The following is a 19,177-nucleotide window of genomic DNA, read 5'->3' as shown; positions in this document are numbered from 1 at the left end:
CTCGGAGCAATCGCAGCATCCCGTGATATTGGACCGCGTCAACGTCGGGTTGTCGTTGTGGGTGGGCATGGCGGATCGGAGGATCAATCATGGAAACACCAAACTTACCTGCCATTCGCGCGCTTCGCCCAGCCTGGAACAAAGGCCGTATCGTTGGTCAAAAGCGCCCGCTGAAACCAAAACATGTCTGGGCGATTCGAGTTCGCCTCGAGCTTGCCGACAACCATCGCGATCTTGCGCTTTTCAACATGGCAATCGACAGCAAGCTTCGCGGCTGTGATCTGGTTAAGATTAAGGTTGTCGATATCATGTCATCGGGTCAGATCAAGGAACGCGCTTCAGTACTGCAGAGCAAGACGCAGAAACCTGTGCGCTTCGAGATATCCGAGGGCACTCGTGCCTCTGTTGAGAAATGGATGGAAGATGAACTCATGGTCGGTGCAGAATACCTTAGGCCTGGCAGATTCCACGAAAGGTTGCATATCTCGACGCGTCAATATGCGCGAATTGTTCGAGATTGGGTTACATCTATCGGCCTTGAAGCAAGCGCATATGGAACCCATTCAATGAGGCGCACGAAAGTCACCCAAATCTACAAGAAAACTGGCAACCTCAGAGCGGTCCAGCTCTTGCTAGGCCATACCAAGATGGACAGTACAGTCCGGTATCTCGGCGTCGAACTCGAAGATGCCTTGGCTATCGCCGAAGCCATTGAGATATAGTGCTAATGGGTCGCCTTAACGGGCGGCCCTAACCGGCCTTTGGCCGCCTCTTTAGATGCCGCAGTGCAGCTTCGCTAAAGCGGCCGTCTGAACTCCGGGAAGCAATTCTAATCGATCAATAACTGCAAGGCCGACTCTATGCGAAATTGAGGCTCGAGGTGAGGCAGCTTTTGAAGGGCACCTTGTGCCGAGGCCCGTGAGAAAGGGGTCAACGCAGCTGCACTGGCGACTGCAATGACCATTCAATATGCCTGAAAAACAGGACCTTCTCACCTACAAGAACTACGCGTAGTCGGGCGCATCCAATGTGGCTCCATTTAGGTCACCCTCGACGGCGGCGAGATAGGCCTTGGCGGTGTCAGCAGCCGAGAGTCCTGAGCTTGGATCCATTCCCATCATTTCCATCGTCTCTTTGACGAATACTGGGCTGACTGCATTTACTCTCAGGCCACGGCCAAGTTCGAGGGCGGCTGCTTTTGCAAAGGACTCCAGTGCTCCGTTCGCCAGACTGATCACAACAGATCCAGGCATTGGGTCGCGCGACAGAATACCAGCCGTCAGCGTAAAGGAGCCCCCGTCGCTGATATGTTCTTGCCCGATCCGTACAAGGTTGATCTGGCCCATCAGTTTGTTCTGAAGCGCAAGATCGTAAGCGGCATCATCCAACTCGCTGAAAGGGGCAAACCCCGCCAGTCCGGCCGTGCTGACAACCGCGTCTACTTGCCCGATGGCCTTGTACATTTCTTCAATCGAAGCTTTAGAGCCAAGATCGACGGAGACGTCTCCATCTTTGTATCCGGCGCGGATGACCGTATGGCGCTCGGCCAAAGCATCTGCAACCGCTTTTCCAATGGTGCCCGTCGCACCAACAACCAGAATATTCATCCTGTTTCTCCAGTTTGTTTGGGTTCAAATCTGTCCGGTCATGCAGCCACAGGGCGTGTGCCGGTCGCATACTCGTAGGATCGCCGAATGACAGTCTTGGCAGTTTCAAGCTCGGCCTCGTCGCGCGGTGAAAACACCATCACCAGACCAACTGGGCGGAAGCCTTTCAGTACGAGCGTGTGATGCTCACCCCATCCCTTTTCCACGACTTCAAAAGCGTCGTTGTGTGGCAACTGGACATGCATGCTGCCGTTGTCAGGATGAGGGTGTATATGTGCAAACTCGCGCCCAGCCATAAAGGCGTCATGGTTACAGCCAGCACAGTCATGAATGACCATCGCCCTGGCACCGGGGACAGACACCAGGCTGGGGTGATTTTCGACGCCGGGAAGGGTAAACGCCCATTGGCGCAACTGGCCAATTATGCGATCCGGCCCATGCTGCGTGACCTGGGCATGCGGCAGCCCATGAGTGGTCCGAGGTCGCGGGCCTATCCGCTGTGGGAGGTTCAGTGTCCGGCTCATGGCGTTTCTCCAATTCGATGCAGGACAAACTTAGGTTGATAACTCCCGCAAGGTAATTCACGATGTCTGCAAGGAGGCTTTGCATGAATGCACAAACATTGGACTGGAGCGATGTCCCCTTTGTACTGGCGGTCTGCGAGGCAGGAAGCTTGTCCGGCGCTGCGCGGCAACTTGGGGTTAACCATTCCACCGTTTTTCGCCGGATTGAGGGAGTCGAGGAGAGATTGGGCGTCCGGCTGTTTGAGAGGTTGAGCCACGGCTACGTGATGACTGCCGCCGGCGAGCACTTCTATCGCAATGGCCTACAGCTTCGCGACGGCATGAACAGTATTCAACGGGAGCTTGGCGGGCGAGACTTGCGCCTGGAAGGCGTATTGACCGTCACCACGACAGATTCACTGCTCTATACTCTGGCGTCGTTGTTTACGGTATTTCAGAACCAATTTCCGGATGTCGAATTGCGGCTCTTGTCAGGCACTCAGCCGCTGGATCTGATGCAGCGGGACGCAGATATCGCGTTACGCCCAACACACAATCCGCCGGAGCATTGGATTGGCCGCAATCTCGCATCGCTGAGTTTCGCAGCCTATTCGCACAGGGATTATCTGAACACATGCCAGAACTTGCCAGAGAGCGAACAACGCTGGATCAGAATGAACGATAGCGTCAATCCATCGGCGATGAGCAGGACGACGGAAATTTTTAAACCCCCAGAAACCCCGGCAACCTATTCCAATTCGCTGATGGGTGTATTCGAACTGGTGCGAGCCAAGCTCGGGATAGCCGTGTTGCCCTGCTACCTTGGTGAGAGTTGTCTGGAGTTGGTCCGCATTCGTGAGCCTGAAGAAAAGTTCGACTCCAGCCTGTGGATGCTGGCACATCCCGATATCCGCCGAAGCGCGCGCGTTCATGCGTTCTTCGAATTTGCAACGTCGAAGTTCCGGGACGGTATCAAGGGCTTCTGTTGAACAACAGTCCCTGGCAAGACCGCATACTACTGTGTCACTGCATTCGGAACACTGGTTTCCAGACCGGCAGACGAACAACCAGGGTGTCCAAAAAAAACAGTCTGCCGCTCGAATCGGCCGGCCCAAACCAGTCATTCATCTTGCCAGGCGGTGCCACAGTGCTGCTTCACCGAAGCTGCCATTCGCTGCACGTACGATATCTAAGAGTTACCCAAGGCCGAATGTGCGCAACAAAAGGGGCCTTGGACGCCGAAAAGCCAGTTCGAGCTTCCCTGCCACGACTTTCTATCGTGACTATAAACAATTGCTGTGGAAATTTCGGAGATCAGACGTTTGTCATGCAGCCAAAAATATCACCGACAATGGATTCTTCGAGGCTAATACGTTAGAATTTTTGGTTAGGGAGGGTGGTCGATGGAGCGCCGCCTAGCCGCCATACTCGCAGCCGACGTTGTTGGCTTCAGCCGTCTGACTGAGGCCAACGAGGAAGGAACTGTCACCCGCCTCAAGGAATTGCGCAGCGAAATCATCCACCCGGAGATCGCCGATCATGGTGGTCGCGTTGTTAAGCTCATGGGGGACGGCGCGCTCGTTGAATTTGCGAGCGTCGTCGAGGCCATAAGTTGCGCCGTGACGGTCCAGCGCGATGTCGCTGCCTACAATGCCGGTCTCACAGTGGACGACCGCATCGAATTTCGTATGGGAATCAATCTCGGCGACGTAGTCGTCGAAGACGACGACATCTACGGCGACGGAGTCAACATCGCCGCACGTCTGGAGGCCTTGGCTGACCCAGGCGGCATCTGCATCTCGGGAACAGCATTCGACCAGGTCAAAACGAAACTTGGTGCCGGTTTCGAGTCACTCGGCGCGCTAAAGGTCAAGAACATTACAGAGCCGGTGCGCGCATACCGAGTTCTCTTGGAACCGGAAGATGCAGGAAAGGTCATTGGCGCGGCCAGGCCGACATTGGCGCGCTGGCTCCCCGCGGCATTTACCGTCGCCATCCTGGCGCTTATTGGTGGGGCGTTAGGTCTCGCGTGGCAAAAACCGTGGGCGTACAATCAAGGACAGGTGCCTGTTGCAAACTCGGCACCGCCTCTACCTGATAAACCGTCAATTGCGGTGCTGCCCTTCGCAAACATGAGCGGCGACATCGAGCAGGAGTATTTCGCGGACGGGATGACTGAGGACATCATATCGGATCTTTCTGATTTCGGGCTTTTCTTTGTCATCAGTCGCAACTCCAGCTTTGCGTACAAGGACGTCTCTGTGGACATTAAGGATGCCGCACGCGAACTTGGAGTTCAGTACATTCTGGAGGGCAGCGTCCGAAAATCCGGCGACAGTCTCCGAATCACAGCCCGGTTTGTCGACGCGCTCGCGGACAAACACATATGGGCGGAGCGATACAACCGGGAGCTACGCGACATCTTTCAAGTCCAGGACGAGATCACCCAGCGTATCGTCACATCGGTCGCCCCCGAATACCTTTCCGCAGAACTTAAGCGCGCTCAGCGAATGGAAACGCGCAATCTCGATGCTTGGGACGCCTTCATGCGCGGCTACTGGCACTTACTGCGCTATACCAAAGACGACAATGCCAAAGCGCAACGGTTTCTGCGTCAAGCCATCGACTTAGAACCGAACCAGGCAAACTCTCATAGTGTTTTGGCTGTGACGTATCTGATGGACGGCTTTTTTGGCTGGAGCGAGTCGCGAGAAGGGTCGTTTCAGGAGGCCCTCCTCAGCGCCGAACGTGGTCTCGCGTTGGATAGTCAGGATTCTCAAGCGCTCAGGTCGATAGGGCTCGTCCACTTCTTTTCGAACAACCACGATGCCGCGCTCGGGTACTACGAGCGTGCCGTCGCCGCCAACCCGAAAGAAGCTGAAAACCTTGCTCTATTAGGGGCCGCTCTCGGGGTTGCGGGCAAATATGATGCGGCGCTCGAACAGTATGAAGCCGCATTTCGTCTAAGCCCGCGCGACGTTCATATCGCGACCTGGTATGGCTATTTGGCAATTGCCGCTTTTGTGGCTGGCTTGGATGAGGAAGCTGTCGGGTGGGCGAGAAAAGCCGTTGAAGTAAACCCTCAGTTTCCGGGCGGGTATCGTACGCTGGCCGCGAGTGCAGGAAATTTGGGGCAGTTTGCAGAAGCAGAAGCCGCTCGCGGAAAGCTTTTGGAATTGCTGCCTCATTTAACAATCGCTCAACTTCGAGAGAACCTGCCCTATTTTAAGAACACAGGCGATTTGGAGCGCTATCTTGACGGATTGCGGAAAGCCGGGTTGCCTGAAGGAACAACTGAGTAGTTGCGGGCAAGTCAGCGGCGGCAACAACCTGTTCCGGGTACGTGCAGAACAAATCCCTATGGAACGTCCGCATTTGCATTCTTGCCTGGAAACACCACTACGATCGAAATGATCGCAAATAGAACTTACCAGCAACCTTCGTTGGATAAACTCAAACGAAAACCGAACCAGAGCCTCCGTTACGAAAACACCAACCCTTTCCGAAAAACTCTGAAGACGGACACTCTGGTCAATCAAAAAAGAACTCTTCGACAGAACTATCCATTTCACTTGACTGTACAAATCCCATCTCGCGGCGAATTTGACTGGGGGTAATGCCAAATCGCGCTTTCAGGCTTCTGGAAAAATGGGACACGCTTTTGAATCCGCACTCAAATGCGATTTGCGCGTGACTGAGGCGCGTGTGAACCAACAATTGCCGTGCTCTGGCCGCGCGTATCTGCCAGAGATATTTGCCCGGCGTAATTCCCATGGTCGTCTTGAAGGACGCAATCAGGTGCTGCGGAGACATTTCAACATGTCGTGCTACGGAATTTACCTCGACGGTTTCGTCGCTGATATTGTCTTCCATGAATCGTTTGGCCATTAAAATACGCACAGGCATTTTCTTTTCGGACTGATCCTGACGCGCTTCCAGCAGAAAAGCGCGAAATACCGACAGGCCAATTGCGTTGCGCAGGCTATTCAGGTCGGCCGATGAAGCGTGTCCGGTACTCACTCCGATGCGTTGCAACCGTTTGAGCCGCTTTGAAATCGGGATCGGTTCGAAATGCGTGAACTGCGCCTGGAATGTTGGCGGGTCTATGTCTGGCAGGAATCCCTCGCACCAGCTAACGGTTGTACTCACTCCTTTGAGATAGTCGAATTCAAACCGCTTGCGCCCAGCGAGAATACCAACCTGACCGGACCGGACGGTTACGCTCCCGGCATCCGAGCGCATTGTGCAACTGCCGCTTTCGATGACAATCACCGAGAGATAGGGACGCATGATCGGGCCGAAGCGGCCGCCCTTTTCATAGGTCATCCCCCCGAAAGAGTAGCCCCGAATCTGATTGATGAGTTGGTCCATGTGTCAGGTGTCGCGACTCGGATTAACGGTCAGAAAGATGCAACTGCCAATCTGAATGCAGGCGGCGTTACTGGTTTAGAAAACATGCATGAAATATGACGGTTTTTTTCATTATAGTCAATTTTAGATGATTTTTGGTCATGTATTTATTGATTTCGAGCAAACACAGTATGGGTGTCATCACCCTCAGCCAACCGCGGAAAAAAGCCGCCAGCCCGGAGTGCCAGCCATGTTTCAGTCCGTAAATCACTCAAAATTCGCAAGTGATTTGCCGCGCAATTGCACCTTTGACGAAAACGATTGGCGCATTCTGTGCAACTTTTGGCATCCCATCGCATATGCGCATGAAATTAAGGATGAACCTGTAAAGGCGCGGTTGCTGGATGTGGATCTGGTCGTTTACCGGACGTCTCAAGGCGTGTCGGTTGCGCACGACATCTGTCCCCATCGCGGAACCCGGCTGAGCGCAGGCTGGGTTCGCGACGATAACTTGGTTTGTCCGATGCACGGGCTGTGTTTCGATCATTCTGGCCAGTGCACCAAGATTCCCTCGATGCCGCACCAGAATGCGAAGATTCCACCCAAGATGCGTCTTTATTCCGTTCTGAGCGAAGAAAGGTATGGCATCGTGTGGGCCTGCCTGAGCGGGGAGCCAAACTGGACACTGCCAACATGGAAAATGTTGGATGACCCCAACATCAAGCTGAACTTCATTCCGTCCGGCACCTGGATGGCCGCAGCCAGCCGACATGTCGAAAACTTCAACGATCTGGCCCATTTCCCGTTCGTGCATGGAGACACTTTTGGCAATGAAATCCCCGCGCCGCTGCCGCTGTATAAGGTTCATAAAACCGATTACGGGCTGACCTTCGACATGCCTTATCTGGAAGGCGGGAACCGCTTTCCGGATGGGGTGGAGGCCGATGACCGTGAGGTGGTCTATACCTATGAACTGACCTTCCCGTTCAGCACAGCTATCTATATCAAGCCGATCGACAGCGATTACGTGCAGATCATTGCAGACACGGTCTGCCCGGTTTCGGCTCATGAATCAAAGCTGTTCCAGATCATTACTGACAACACCGAAGAGCCGGACGCAGAGTATCTGGTCAAGGAATCCTCTCAGATCAACGAAGAGGATAAACCTCTGGTCGAAGGCCAGCACCCCGAAGATCTGCCACTGGATCTGACCGAAGAAATGCACATTCCTGCGGACCGCATTTCCATGGATTACAGACGTGCGCTGGTCAAGAAATTCGGCCTTGGCGCTCCGATCGCAAGTTAACCAGAAAGAGCAACGATGACGGTCGCCCTTATCAAGGTGGAAATCAGGGAAAAGTCGGTTCTGGCCCAGGATATCGCAGGGCTGGAACTGGTGGCGGCGGATGGCAAATCCTTGCCTGCTTTCACCGCCGGATCCCATATCGATATCCACTTAAAAGACGGCGTGATCCGTCAGTATTCCCTGTGCAACGATCCATCCGAGACGCACCGCTATTGTCTCGGTGTATTGCGGGAGACTGACGGCAGGGGCGGCTCTAAGGCCGTTCACAATCTGGATGTTGGGCAGCAGGTCGAGATCAGCGAGCCCCGCAACCATTTTGCTCTGTCAGACAAGGCCGAGCATTCCCTGCTGATAGCAGGCGGCATTGGCATCACTCCTATCCTGTCGATGGCACAGGCGTTGCATGCAAATGGTGCGTCTTTCGAATTGCACTACTGCGCCCGAACCAAAGAGCGCATGGCTTTTCGTGAAGACCTGCAGGCCTCGGAATTCTCGGAGCGGGTGCATCTGCATTTCGATGACGGGGACAAGGACCAAAAATTCGTCATCGCGGGGCTGAGCCAGCCTCCGGACGCAGGAACGCACCTGTATGTATGCGGACCGACCGGGTTCATGGATGCGGTGTTGGACGCGGCCCACAAAGGCTGGCCGTCCGAGGCCGTTCATCGCGAGTATTTCTCGGTCGACCCGCCTGCAACGGATGGCGATGACCGCGCATTCAAAATCAGGGTCGCCAGCACTGGCGAGGTATTCGATATCCCGGCGGACCGGGTTGCCATCGATGTGCTGGAAGAGATGGGATTCGACATCCCCAAATCATGTGAGCAGGGCATCTGCGGCACCTGCATTACCAAAGTCCTCGAAGGTACGCCGGATCACAGGGACTACGTGCTGACGGATGAAGAACACGCAGAAAACGACCAGATGACGGTGTGCTGTTCACGGGCGCATTCGGACCTACTGGTTCTGGATCTATGACATCCACAAACAACAGGGAACGAAAGCAATGCGAAAAAGAACATTTCTGAAATCCGCCAGTGCTCTGACTTTCGGGTTGGGTACCTTTCTGGCCTCGACACAATTCGCCGCTGCCGAAAACCCCGAGGATCTGAACATCGCCGTCATATTGTCGGCAGGTATTGAATCCAGCTGGGACGGCACCCTTATCCAGTCGCTGGAGCGCGTGAAGGCGGAAAAGCCGCATGATCTGGATATCAACTGGCAGTATACCGACCCGCTCTGGGGTGATGACGCGGGCGATGCGATGCGCCTGTTTGCCGAGTCGGGTGAGTATGACATCATCTGGGCGCACTCGACCTATTCCGATCAGGTCAAGAAGTTAAAGGATGAGTTTCCTGAAATCATGTTTGTCGTGGTGGGTTCAGGCAATGAAGGCTTGGGCGGCAACCAGTACTGGGTCTACAAGCGCGTGCATGAATCAGCCTATGCGCTGGGAATTCTTGCGGGAAATCTAACTGGTTCCAACACGTTGGGCGTTGTTGGCACCTATCCCGCCGATGACATTAACGACCTGATCAATGCCTTTTTCGCGGGGGCTAAATCAGTCAATCCCGAAGTCAAGCAAAAGGTCGCCTTTATCGAAAGCTGGTATGATCCGGGCAAGGCCTCAGAAATGACCTCGGCGCAAATCTCAACCGGCGCGGACATCATTTACCAGCTGGCTGGAAATTTTCAGCCCTGTGAAGAGGCTGGTATTCTGTGCTTCTCGAACTTTGGAGACGACCATCACTATTCACCGTCCACGATCCTGTCCAGCTCGCTGGCGAACTGGGACCCTGACGTGAAATGGGTTGTAGATGAATGGTGGGCCAACAAGGCCGATGGCAAGCCATTCGAGGGCAATACTGAGATCATCTGGCGCGGCATGGCCGAAGGCGGCACCAGCATCGCTCCCTACTATGATCTGGCGGACAAGGTGCCGGACGATGTGCAGGCACAAGTTCAGACCGCACTGGACGATATCGCTTCGGGCGCACTGACGGTCGAACTGGACGTATCGCCGCCCAAGTCCGATTGAAAGGCTTGTAGATTGTGAACTCGCCGCCCGGTGCAACGCCTGCGCCGGTATAGGTCAAGGCAGCCAGCCCAAATGATGGGAAATCCAATGTCTCCGATTTTACGAACAGTGAACCTGACTAAGCGGTTCCCCGGCGTGATCGCGAATGAAGATGTGAACTTCGATCTCGTCGCCGGGGAAATTCACTGCCTGTTCGGAGAGAACGGAGCCGGAAAATCAACACTGTCATCCTGCCTATTCGGTTTCTATCAGCCCGAAGGCGGGGGGCTGGAGCTGCGCGGCGAACCGGTCAAGTTCCGCTCGCCACGCGATGCAATTCATGCCGGGATCGGCATGGTGCATCAGCATTTCGTATTGGTGCCCGATTTCACCGTTTTGGAAAACATCGTTGTCGGGACCCATGAAAACGGCTGGAAACTCAATCTGGACGAGGCCCGCACCCGGGTCGAGGTCCTGTGCCGGGAATATGACATCGATCTGGACCCGAACGCGACGGTGCGCGACCTTGCGGTTGGGCAGCAGCAATGGGTCGAGATTCTTAAGGCGCTGTATCTGCGCGCCGAAATTCTGATTTTGGACGAACCCTCGGCGGTGCTGACGCCCGAGGAGTCCATTCGCCTGTTCCGCATCATCAACCATATGAAGGAACTCGGCCTGTCGATTGTGCTGATCAGTCACAAGATGGTCGAAGTGATGCAATCCGACCGGGTGACCGTCCTGCGCAAGGGCAAGGTGGTCGACACCGTCCGGCCCGGCGACGTGACCCCCAAAGAGCTGACCCGCATGATGGTCGGCCGCGATGTCGAATTGCGCGTGATCCGGGATCGCTCGGCCGAAGACACAGCTGCAATGGAAACGGTTCTGGTCGTTGACAACGTGAGCTATCGCGACGATCGGGACAATCTGGCGCTGGATCAGATCAGCCTGACCATCGGCAAGGGCGAGATACTGGGGCTGGCCGGGGTGTCCGGCAACGGACAGAAGGAGTTGTTCGAAATCCTTTCGGGTATCCTGATCCCCGAAAGCGGCAACGTGACCCTTGCGGGCGAGCGGATCGAAGGGCTGCCGTCGCGCCATTATATGGATCGCGGCGTGGGTCTGGTGCCCGATGACCGGTTCCGCGAAGGGCTGATCCCCGAGTTCGACATTCAGGAAAACATGATCCTGGGCTGGCAGCGCCATGACGACTACACCCAGGGGCCTTTTCTGAACCAGAAAAAGATCGGCACCATCGCCGAAGGTCTGATCGACGAGTTTCAAATCAAGACGCCATCCGCCACTACTCCGGTTAACCACCTGTCTGGCGGCAACGCGCAAAAAGTCATTCTTGCGCGCGAATTCGTGCATTCGAACAAACTGCTGTTGGCCAATCAGCCGACGCGGGGGCTGGATCTGGGCGTGATCGAATATGTCTACAAGCAGATCATCGCAAAACGCGATGAAGGCTATGCCGTGCTGATGGCCTCGGAAGAACTGGAAGACCTGCTGAACCTTTCGGATCGCATCGCGGTGATCTCGGGTGGCCGGATCACCGGCGTGGTCGACCCCGAAAACACATCCATCGAAGAGATTGGCCTGCTAATGGCCGGTGAGAGAAAGGAGGCTGCGGAATGACCTCCATCGAACGCGATACCGGGGCACCACGCCCAATCACCCGGATCAGGATCGAACCCCGCGTGAACCGCAAACCGATCTGGACGTTCTCCATGTATCTGGCGGCGACCCTGTTCGGGCTGATGCTGTCGGCACTTTTGCTCTGGACCAGCGGCGCGGATGTGATCAAGGCATTCTCGGCCTTGCTGAACGGCGGTTTTGGCAGCCAGAAAGCGCTTGTCGCAACTCTGGCCAAGGCGACGCCGCTGATCCTGACCGGGTTGGCGACCGTCGTGGCGTTTCGCGCCCAGGTCTGGAGCATCGGGCAGGAAGGTCAGGTCTATGCGGGTGCGATGGGGGCCTATACCGGCTATCTGATGCTGGCTGGTCTGCCGCCTGCCTTGTACATCGCCGGGATCATCCTGTGCGGTATGATCGGCGGGGCGGTTCTGGGCGCACTGGCGGCGATCCTGAAAGACCGGTTCGACGTGAACGAGATCATCTCGACCGTCATGATGAACTATCTGATCGTGTTCCTTCTGTCGTATCTGATTGGCGGCGGTCCCTGGACCGAGGTGTCGACTTCGGTCGTTTATCAGCAAACCGCGCCTATCAGCGAGGCCGCTCAATTGCCTGCATTGTTCGGCAGCAGCAAGCTGCATCTGGGCTTTGCATTCGCCATTGTCGCTGCGTTGGTCTGCTATGTTGTTCTGGACAAGACCCCGCTGGGCTATGAAATCCGCGCCATGGGCTACAACCCGGTGGCACTTGCCTATCGCGGCACCAATATCGGGCGCACCATCGTGCTGGTGATGATCCTCAGCGGCGCGATTGCCGGGCTGGCGGGCGTATCGGAAATCTTCGGAACTGCGCACCGGCTGCGTTCGGATACGCTGTTCGGCCTTGGCTATACCGGCATCATCATCGGCATGATTGGCGGCCTGCGCCCTCTGGGTACTGTGGTGGCCGGGATCATCTTTGGCGGGCTCGGCAGCGGCGCGCTTTACATGAAACTATTGGCGCAGGTTCCGGCGGCGCTTGTACCGGCGATGGAGGGCATTCTGATGCTGACCTTCCTGTGTGCCGGCGTGGCCGCCCGCTACAAGATCGTGAGGGTCCAGACCGATGGGTGAGTTGTTCCAGCAAACCATTCTGATCAGCATCCTTGCGGGGATGGTTCGTATCGCCACACCGATACTGTTCGCCGCCATCGGAGAGCTTGTGACGCAACGTGCGGGCATCTGGAATATGGGTGTGGAGGGCACGATGCTGATGGGCGCGTTCACCGCCTACTTCGTCGCTACCGCCACCGGGTCGATCTGGTTTGCCGTCCTTATGGCTATGGTGGCCGGGGCGCTGGTCGGGCTGATCATCGCCTTTATGACCGTGACCATGCGAGTGGATCATTTCATCACCGGGCTCGCCGTCAATCTGCTGATCGCGGGGCTGACGCTCTATTGGTTCCGCATGTATATCAAGGGCCGCGCACAGCCGACATTCGACGGGTTCGAAAACGTCCCGGTCCCGATCCTGTCCTCAATCCCCATTGTCGGAGAAATCCTGTTTGACCAGCGCCTGCTAACCTATGTCGCTTTTCTTGCCGTGCCCGCGGTTTGGTACCTGCTCTACCGCACCCGTTGGGGGCTGGAGCTGCGCTGCCTGGGTGAAAACCCCAAGGCGCTGGACATCAAGGGCCTGAGCGTTGCCACCCGCCAATATGGTGCCGTTCTATTCGGCAGTGTGATGACCGGGCTTGGCGGCGGCTTCCTGATGCTGGGTTTCTCGGACCGCTTCTTGGCCGACATCACCGCAGGGCGCGGCTGGCTTGCCATCGTGGCGCTGATTGCGGGCAACTGGATGCCCAAGGGCGTGCTGGCCGCCGTATTGGTTTTTGCCCTGCTGGAAAGCGTGGCGACCCATGTTCAGGTGTTGGGCATCGACGTGCCGCATCAGATCTTCCTGGCTCTGCCTTACCTCGCCTCGATCCTGTTGCTGATGGGTCTGCGCCGCCAGTCCCGGCAGCCGCAGCGCCTTGGCATCCCGTATTTCCGCTGATCCGTGAAAAGGAGAGCATTCATGACACCCGCAACATGCACTGACCCGGTTGTTCTGGAGCACTGGCATCCCCTTTCATCCGTCGACGAGATGACGGCGGGCAGTGTTCACAGCACAGTCTTGCTAGGTCAGACCCTGTCCTTTGCGCGTGATGCGGATGGTCAGGCATATGTCTGGGAACCCACAGCTGACCTGGCCGAAGGGATGGCCTTCGATCCGAGCAAGATTGGGAAGAAGGTGAATTCTCAAGTTGAATATGGTTATGTTTGGGCCAGCTTGGGCGACAATCCCGAACCGCTGTTTTCCTTTCCGGAATATCAGGAGACCGACCGCCGCTTTGTGCCCACGGGCATGTTCGGCGTGAATGTCTCCGCCGGGCGCGGGGTCGAGAACTTTCTGGATATGGGGCATTTCCCATATGTTCACACAGGTATCCTGGGCGAGGAACCCCATACCGAAGTCAAGGAATATGACGTCGAGGTTTCGGAAACTCGGGATGAAATTCTGGCCACGCGCTGCCGGTTCTATCAGCCGCAGGCGGCGCTGTCCTCGGACGAGGGCGCAGACGTGGAATACACCTATCGCGTGCCGCATCCGAACTGCGCCATTCTGTATAAATCCAGCCCGAATGACCCGACCCGGCGCGATGCGATCTATCTGTTCATTCAGCCGGTCGGGCCGGAAAATATTCTGGCGCATACGGGCATGTGCATTCTGGACGATGAGAACACCTATCAGTCGATCCGCTATTTCCAGCAGGTGATCTTTGGGCAGGACAAGCCCATCCTCGAAAATCAGGTGCCCAAGCGACTACCGTTGGACCCACGTGCCGAAACCCCGATCCGAGCCGACAAATCCGCCATTGCCTATCGCCGCTGGCTCAGTGGCAAGGGCCTGACCTATGGCGTGATCCCGGTCTCCAACCCCTGAACCATTTAAATCCACGGAGGATACCATGACCTGCGACAACAAAATTCTGTTGAACGACTGGCATGTTGTTGCCGAGGCTGACCTGCTGGCTTTTGGCGACGTACAACGAACCGTATTGTTTGAAGAGCCGGTCTATGTGTCACGGGATGGGGATGGCAGGATCACGGTCCGGCGCAACACTTCAGATGGCCCGAAACTGCCATTGCAGGAAAAATACGGGTTCATCTGGACCTGCCTTGGCACACCTGAACGCGACATCATTCATGTGCCCGAGGCTTTTGAAACTGACCGCTATCTCGTTAGCGGCGGTTCATTCGGGGTCAAGGTTTCGGGTCTACGAGTGGTCGAGAACTTTCTGGACATGGGGCATTTCCCATTTGTTCACACCGGCTGGCTGGGTGAGGAGCCACATACCGAGGTTCAGCCCTATGAGGTGGAACTGACCAAAGATGATGAGATCATCGCGTCGGAGTGCTACTTCTATCAGCCGCAAGCCTCACCCACGGCCGAGGGCGGGATCATGGTGGAATACACCTATCGCGTTTACCGGCCCTATACGGTGGCGCTGTATAAAACCAACCCGACCTATCCTGACCGCAATGACTATATCGTGCTGTTCGTGCAGCCGGTCGGGCCCGAGGAATGCATCGTTCACCCCTATCTCTGCTACGTCAAGGACGGGATGGAAGAGGACACGCTGCGCTGGTTCATGCAGCTGATCTTTGCGCAGGACAAACCGATCTTGGAAAACCAGATACCGCGCAAGCTGCCGCTTGATCCACGGGCCGAAACTCCCATTCGCGCGGACAAGGTCGCCATTCTTTATCGCCGCTGGCTGAGAGACCATCAGGTCACCTTTGGCACGCTTCCAGCAGTCGCCTGAGCCGGCGCAGAAAGGACATTAAATGACTACGGAACTTCATTCGCAATGGATCCCGATCGCCTCAAGCTCGGATCTACCGCTGCGCCATGTGTATCAGGCCAAGCTGCTGGGGCGGGAATTCGCCGTGTGGCGTGCCGATGACGGCTATGTCAACATCTGGGAAAACCGCTGCCTGCACCGCGGTGTGCGATTGTCGATTGGCATCAATGACGGGCGCGAGCTGAAATGCCAGTATCACGGCTGGCGCTACGCCAACCGCACGGCGGGCTGTACCTATATCCCGGCGCATCCTGCGGACGCTCCCGCTCGGACGATCTGCAACAACACTTACCCGGCGCACGAGGCGCATGGTCTGGTCTGGTGCGGCGAACAGGCGGTGGGGGACATCCCGGCAATGGACGGGTTCGAAGCGGCCACCGTACTGCGCCCGATCCCGGTAAACGCGTCGCGTGATTTAGTGATCGAGGCGCTGACCGGTTACAGCTTTTCCGATGACTGCACCGGGACGATCAACGGTGACGGGTCGGTCACGGTGACAGCCGATGACGGCAGCGCCGTTCGGCTGTTTGTGCAACCCTGCGACAGCAATCACTGCGTCATTCGCGGGCTCGCGAACCAGACAGCGCAGGGTGCAACACATGTCGCGCTACTGCGTAATCACAGTCAGGCACTGAGCGCACTGCGTCGGAAGATCGAAGCCCAGGCCGCGCAACTTGAAGCCCCCGAACCGATGTCAGCACCGATCAGGCGCGTGGCCGAGGATCTGGTCGATATCCCAGCCGTCAGCACGGACGGGCGCAAGGCCGATCTGCGTGTGCAGGTTGCAGCTAAAAGCATGACGGCCGAAGGGATTGTCAGTCTGCGGCTGGAGCCGATCACTGGCAACCGATTGCCCACCTTCCAACCCGGCGCACATATAGACGTGCATCTCCAGAACGGGCTGGTGCGGCAATACTCGCTGACCAACGGCCCGGGCGAGACCGATCACTACACCATCGGCGTGAAACGCGAACCGGACAGCCGGGGCGGTTCGGTCGCCATTCATGACAGCGTCCAAAAAGGCGATGTTCTGGCGATCTCGGCCCCACGCAACAATTTCCCGCTGCGCCGGGATGCGGTGCAAACCATTTTCATCGCCGGGGGCATTGGAGTGACGCCGCTGCTGTCGATGGCGCGGACGCTTAACAGTCAGGATCTGGGGTTCGAATTCCACTATTTCGTCCAGTCCGACGACCACGTGGCCTTTAAACAGGCCATCGGCGAATTCGAACAGGCGGCAAACTTGCACAAGGGCCTGTCCCCGGACCAAACCGTTGCCAATTTGCGCAAGGTTCTGGCCGATCCTGGCCACGCCCGCCACATCTATATCTGCGGTCCGGGGCCGATGCTGGAAGCGGCCCGTCAGGTCGCCGCCGATTGCGGTTGGTCCGACGAGGCGGTGCATTTCGAATACTTCAAGAACACGGTCGAACTGGACGATTCCAACGGCTTCGAGATTGATCTCGCCCGCTCGGCCATGACGCTAACCGTGCCCGCAGGCCAAACCATTCTTGAGGTGCTACGCGAAAATGGGATCAACATGGGCAGCTCCTGCGAACAGGGCGCCTGCGGCACCTGCCGCTGCGGTGTGATCGAAGGCGAGGTGCTGCATCAGGACGTCTACCTGTCCGACAGCGAAAAGGCCGAAGGCAAGTCGATCATGACTTGCGTCAGCCGGGCCAAATCCGACCGGCTTATTCTGGATATCTGAGGTGCATGATGATCAAGCTTTATGACTATGAACTGTCGGGCAACTGCTACAAGCTGCGTCTGCTGATGTCCTTTCTGGGCGTCGAGTTTGAGACCGAAAAGATCGACTTCTATCCGGGTCTTCAGCACAAATCCGAAGAGTTCCTGAAACTCAACCCGCTGGGACAACTGCCGGTGATCGACGATGATGGCTTGGTGCTGCGCGATGCGCAGGCGATCCTGATTTATTTGGCGTCGAAATACGATAACTCGGACAAGTGGTATCCGACCGGCGACCCGGCACTGCTGGGGCAGGTGTCGCAATGGCTGGCCTTTGCCGACGGGATCACCTCGACCGCCTCGGCTGCACGGTTGCATGACAGCCTGTTGTACCGCCATCTGGATATCGACGCGGCCCGGGCGGGGGCTCATAACCTGTTCCGCATCCTCGACGAACACCTGTATTTCGCCGAGCTGGACGGGCAGGATTGGATTTGCCCGGGCGATCATCCGACCATCGCCGATATCGCCTGTTTCCCCTATATCATGCTCAGCGAGGATGGCGGCATATCGCGGATGGATTACCCGGCGATCCGCCGCTGGTGCGACCGGTTCAAACGGATCCCCGGCTTTGTGGTGATGTCCGGCGTGTTCCCCGCCGGGCCTGCGCCTGAGAAAGGGGCCGAACAGGCCGCGTAAACCGAAACTCCCCTTCGCCGCATACCCGTGCGGCGAATCTCGGCGTCCGGTCCGGGATGCGACACATTTGGACCGGACGCCACTTTTTGATGATATTCCAAGTAAGGACAAACCCATGATGAGAACCCGCGCCGCAGTCGCCCTTGACCCCGGCAAGCCGCTTGAAGTGATGGACGTGAATCTTGAAGGCCCCCGCGCCGGAGAAGTTCTGGTTGAAATAAAGGCCACCGGCCTGTGCCACACCGATGAATTCACCCGCTCGGGCGACGACCCAGAGGGCATCTTCCCTGCCATTCTGGGCCACGAAGGTGCCGGTGTGGTGATCGAGGTGGGCGAGGGCGTCACCTCGCTGGAAGTGGGTGATCACGTGATCCCGCTTTACACACCCGAATGCCGCGAATGCGAATATTGTCTAAACCCGAAAACCAACTTGTGCCAGTCAATCCGCGCAACGCAAGGGCAAGGACTGTTGCCAGATGGGTCTACCCGGTTCTCGATGCTGGATGGCACGCCGATCCATCACTACATGGGTTGCTCAACCTTCGCCAACCACACCGTTGTGCCCGAGATCGCTCTGGCCAAGATTCGCAAGGACGCACCCTTTGACAAGGTTTGCTATATCGGCTGCGGTGTGACGACGGGAATTGGCGCGGTTATAAACACTGCCAAGGTGGAAATCGGTTCGCGCGGGGTGGTCTTTGGCCTCGGCGGCATTGGTCTGAACGTGATCCAGGGCCTTCGGCTTGCCGGCGCGGATCAGATTGTCGGCGTTGACCTGAATGACAGCAAGGCGGAAATGGCGACGAAGTTCGGAATGACCGATTTCGTGAATCCATCGAAGATTGATGGCGATCTGGTGGCGCATCTGGTCGAATTGACCAATGGAGGCGCGGACTACACCTTTGATGCCACGGGGAATGTCGGCGTCATGCGAACCGCGCTGGAAGCGGCGCACAAGGGTTGGGGTGAATCGATCATCATCGGCGTAGCACCGGCAGGGGCCGAGATCTCGACCCGTCCGTTCCAGCTGGTCACGGGCCGCAGTTGGCGTGGCACGGCGTTTGGCGGCGCATCTGGCCGCACCGATGTGCCGAAGATCGTCGACTGGTACATGGACGGCAAGATCGAGATCGACCCTATGATTACCCATAAGCTGACACTGGATGAGATCAATCACGGCTTCGACCTGATGCACAGGGGCGAAAGCATCCGCGCCGTGGTCGAGTTCTGATCGATAGAGTTGCTTGAAAGTACCTCATGCTTTGGCGGCAAGAACGTGGTTTACAGGCACTCTTTGGATGCCTGTGGCTGCGGCAAGACCTTCGGGATCTACCCACAACCGCAAGCCCAAAAACACCCAGGCCGGTTCTGTGGTATCCTTGGGTCTAATTGGCGGTTTTGTTGCAAAGATTTGAGCCCGTTGAGTTGTTTCAGCAACCGCTTGTGCGTCAGGTGGCGAGCTCAGCGAACTGCTGAAATGGGCAG

At 56.8% G+C, this 19,177-nt stretch carries 18 protein-coding genes; 14 read left to right on the top strand and 4 right to left on the bottom strand.

Annotation, left to right across the window (positions count from 1 at the left end; genetic code table 11):
• Positions 1-89 precede the first annotated feature (89 nt).
• Entirely contained in the window at positions 90-722 is a 633-nt protein-coding gene (locus ACR0KW_RS22405; protein WP_480806995.1) for a tyrosine-type recombinase/integrase, read from the top strand.
• Between the two features lie 282 nt (positions 723-1,004).
• Here ACR0KW_RS22405 and ACR0KW_RS22400 read toward each other — a convergent pair whose 3' ends face one another.
• The gene (locus ACR0KW_RS22400) at positions 1,005-1,607 is read right to left on the bottom strand and encodes a short chain dehydrogenase (RefSeq protein WP_480806994.1); all 603 of its coding nucleotides are present in this window, start codon (positions 1,605-1,607) and stop codon (positions 1,005-1,007) included.
• Between the two features lie 38 nt (positions 1,608-1,645).
• Positions 1,646-2,131: a luciferase domain-containing protein gene (locus tag ACR0KW_RS22395; RefSeq protein ID WP_480806993.1), complete on the bottom strand. Its 486-nt coding sequence runs from the start codon at positions 2,129-2,131 to the stop codon at positions 1,646-1,648.
• Between the two features lie 83 nt (positions 2,132-2,214).
• Between ACR0KW_RS22395 and ACR0KW_RS22390 the strand changes: the two genes are divergently transcribed.
• A complete protein-coding gene (locus ACR0KW_RS22390; protein WP_480806992.1) occupies positions 2,215-3,099 on the top strand; it encodes a LysR family transcriptional regulator in 885 nt (294 codons plus the stop codon).
• A 414-nt stretch (positions 3,100-3,513) separates the two neighbouring features.
• A complete protein-coding gene (locus tag ACR0KW_RS22385; protein ID WP_480806991.1) occupies positions 3,514-5,412 on the top strand; it encodes an adenylate/guanylate cyclase domain-containing protein in 1,899 nt (632 codons plus the stop codon).
• A gap of 229 nt (positions 5,413-5,641) precedes the next feature.
• On the opposite strand, the gene ACR0KW_RS22380 is transcribed toward ACR0KW_RS22385, so the two are convergent.
• A complete protein-coding gene (locus ACR0KW_RS22380; protein ID WP_480806990.1) occupies positions 5,642-6,481 on the bottom strand; it encodes a helix-turn-helix domain-containing protein in 840 nt (279 codons plus the stop codon).
• Positions 6,482-6,710: 229 nt separating this feature from the next.
• On the opposite strand from ACR0KW_RS22380, the gene ACR0KW_RS22375 reads away from it, so the two are divergent.
• From ACR0KW_RS22375 to ACR0KW_RS22325, 11 genes are all read left to right on the top strand, one after another.
• Complete coding sequence (locus ACR0KW_RS22375) at positions 6,711-7,766, top strand: Rieske 2Fe-2S domain-containing protein (RefSeq protein ID WP_480806989.1); 1,056 nt, start codon at positions 6,711-6,713, stop codon at positions 7,764-7,766.
• Positions 7,767-7,781: 15 nt separating this feature from the next.
• On the top strand, positions 7,782-8,744 hold the full coding sequence (locus tag ACR0KW_RS22370; protein ID WP_480806988.1) for a PDR/VanB family oxidoreductase: 963 nt from the start codon (positions 7,782-7,784) through the stop codon (positions 8,742-8,744).
• Between the two features lie 28 nt (positions 8,745-8,772).
• The gene (locus ACR0KW_RS22365; RefSeq protein ID WP_480806987.1) at positions 8,773-9,804 is read left to right on the top strand and encodes a BMP family lipoprotein; all 1,032 of its coding nucleotides are present in this window, start codon (positions 8,773-8,775) and stop codon (positions 9,802-9,804) included.
• An 87-nt stretch (positions 9,805-9,891) separates the two neighbouring features.
• Complete coding sequence (locus ACR0KW_RS22360; protein ID WP_480806986.1) at positions 9,892-11,418, top strand: ABC transporter ATP-binding protein; 1,527 nt, start codon at positions 9,892-9,894, stop codon at positions 11,416-11,418.
• On the top strand, positions 11,415-12,530 hold the full coding sequence (locus ACR0KW_RS22355) for an ABC transporter permease (RefSeq protein WP_480806985.1): 1,116 nt from the start codon (positions 11,415-11,417) through the stop codon (positions 12,528-12,530). The genes ACR0KW_RS22360 and ACR0KW_RS22355 overlap by 4 nt, the downstream gene beginning before the upstream one ends.
• Positions 12,523-13,452 carry an ABC transporter permease gene (locus ACR0KW_RS22350; RefSeq protein ID WP_480806984.1) on the top strand — a complete coding sequence of 310 codons (930 nt, stop codon included), beginning with the start codon at positions 12,523-12,525 and terminating at the stop codon, positions 13,450-13,452. The genes ACR0KW_RS22355 and ACR0KW_RS22350 overlap by 8 nt, the downstream gene beginning before the upstream one ends.
• 21 nt (positions 13,453-13,473) lie before the next feature.
• Positions 13,474-14,382: an aromatic ring-hydroxylating oxygenase subunit alpha gene (locus ACR0KW_RS22345; RefSeq protein ID WP_480806983.1), complete on the top strand. Its 909-nt coding sequence runs from the start codon at positions 13,474-13,476 to the stop codon at positions 14,380-14,382.
• Between the two features lie 25 nt (positions 14,383-14,407).
• A complete protein-coding gene (locus ACR0KW_RS22340) occupies positions 14,408-15,265 on the top strand; it encodes an aromatic ring-hydroxylating dioxygenase subunit alpha (protein ID WP_480806982.1) in 858 nt (285 codons plus the stop codon).
• Between the two features lie 22 nt (positions 15,266-15,287).
• A complete protein-coding gene (locus ACR0KW_RS22335) occupies positions 15,288-17,015 on the top strand; it encodes a Rieske 2Fe-2S domain-containing protein (protein ID WP_480806981.1) in 1,728 nt (575 codons plus the stop codon).
• A gap of 8 nt (positions 17,016-17,023) precedes the next feature.
• Complete coding sequence (locus ACR0KW_RS22330; protein WP_480806980.1) at positions 17,024-17,692, top strand: glutathione S-transferase family protein; 669 nt, start codon at positions 17,024-17,026, stop codon at positions 17,690-17,692.
• 118 nt (positions 17,693-17,810) lie between these two features.
• Entirely contained in the window at positions 17,811-18,923 is a 1,113-nt protein-coding gene (locus ACR0KW_RS22325) for an S-(hydroxymethyl)glutathione dehydrogenase/class III alcohol dehydrogenase (protein ID WP_480807011.1), read from the top strand.
• Positions 18,924-18,947: 24 nt separating this feature from the next.
• Here the strand turns inward: ACR0KW_RS22325 and ACR0KW_RS22320 are convergent.
• A partial coding sequence (locus tag ACR0KW_RS22320) for a hypothetical protein (RefSeq protein WP_480806979.1) occupies positions 18,948-19,177 on the bottom strand: 230 nt, incomplete at its 5' end.

It is taken from the genome of Ruegeria sp. CG11 (assembly GCF_056537245.1).
Note: the sequence above shows the minus strand (reverse complement) of the source record. Positions and strands in the feature narration are given on the sequence as shown.

What these genes read in the sequence shown, in the direction of transcription:
- ACR0KW_RS22405 (WP_480806995.1), top strand. Translation starts at nt 90, where the DNA reads ATGGAAACACCAAACTTACCTGCCATTCGCGCGCTTCGCCCAGCCTGG.
- ACR0KW_RS22380 (WP_480806990.1), bottom strand. Translation starts at nt 6,481, where the DNA reads ATGGACCAACTCATCAATCAGATTCGGGGCTACTCTTTCGGGGGGATG.
- ACR0KW_RS22400 (WP_480806994.1), bottom strand. Translation starts at nt 1,607, where the DNA reads ATGAATATTCTGGTTGTTGGTGCGACGGGCACCATTGGAAAAGCGGTT.
- ACR0KW_RS22370 (WP_480806988.1), top strand. Translation starts at nt 7,782, where the DNA reads ATGACGGTCGCCCTTATCAAGGTGGAAATCAGGGAAAAGTCGGTTCTG.
- ACR0KW_RS22360 (WP_480806986.1), top strand. Translation starts at nt 9,892, where the DNA reads ATGTCTCCGATTTTACGAACAGTGAACCTGACTAAGCGGTTCCCCGGC.
- ACR0KW_RS22390 (WP_480806992.1), top strand. Translation starts at nt 2,215, where the DNA reads ATGAATGCACAAACATTGGACTGGAGCGATGTCCCCTTTGTACTGGCG.
- ACR0KW_RS22350 (WP_480806984.1), top strand. Translation starts at nt 12,523, where the DNA reads ATGGGTGAGTTGTTCCAGCAAACCATTCTGATCAGCATCCTTGCGGGG.
- ACR0KW_RS22340 (WP_480806982.1), top strand. Translation starts at nt 14,408, where the DNA reads ATGACCTGCGACAACAAAATTCTGTTGAACGACTGGCATGTTGTTGCC.
- ACR0KW_RS22375 (WP_480806989.1), top strand. Translation starts at nt 6,711, where the DNA reads ATGTTTCAGTCCGTAAATCACTCAAAATTCGCAAGTGATTTGCCGCGC.
- ACR0KW_RS22395 (WP_480806993.1), bottom strand. Translation starts at nt 2,131, where the DNA reads ATGAGCCGGACACTGAACCTCCCACAGCGGATAGGCCCGCGACCTCGG.
- ACR0KW_RS22365 (WP_480806987.1), top strand. Translation starts at nt 8,773, where the DNA reads ATGCGAAAAAGAACATTTCTGAAATCCGCCAGTGCTCTGACTTTCGGG.
- ACR0KW_RS22355 (WP_480806985.1), top strand. Translation starts at nt 11,415, where the DNA reads ATGACCTCCATCGAACGCGATACCGGGGCACCACGCCCAATCACCCGG.
- ACR0KW_RS22345 (WP_480806983.1), top strand. Translation starts at nt 13,474, where the DNA reads ATGACACCCGCAACATGCACTGACCCGGTTGTTCTGGAGCACTGGCAT.
- ACR0KW_RS22335 (WP_480806981.1), top strand. Translation starts at nt 15,288, where the DNA reads ATGACTACGGAACTTCATTCGCAATGGATCCCGATCGCCTCAAGCTCG.
- ACR0KW_RS22385 (WP_480806991.1), top strand. Translation starts at nt 3,514, where the DNA reads ATGGAGCGCCGCCTAGCCGCCATACTCGCAGCCGACGTTGTTGGCTTC.
- ACR0KW_RS22330 (WP_480806980.1), top strand. Translation starts at nt 17,024, where the DNA reads ATGATCAAGCTTTATGACTATGAACTGTCGGGCAACTGCTACAAGCTG.
- ACR0KW_RS22325 (WP_480807011.1), top strand. Translation starts at nt 17,811, where the DNA reads ATGAGAACCCGCGCCGCAGTCGCCCTTGACCCCGGCAAGCCGCTTGAA.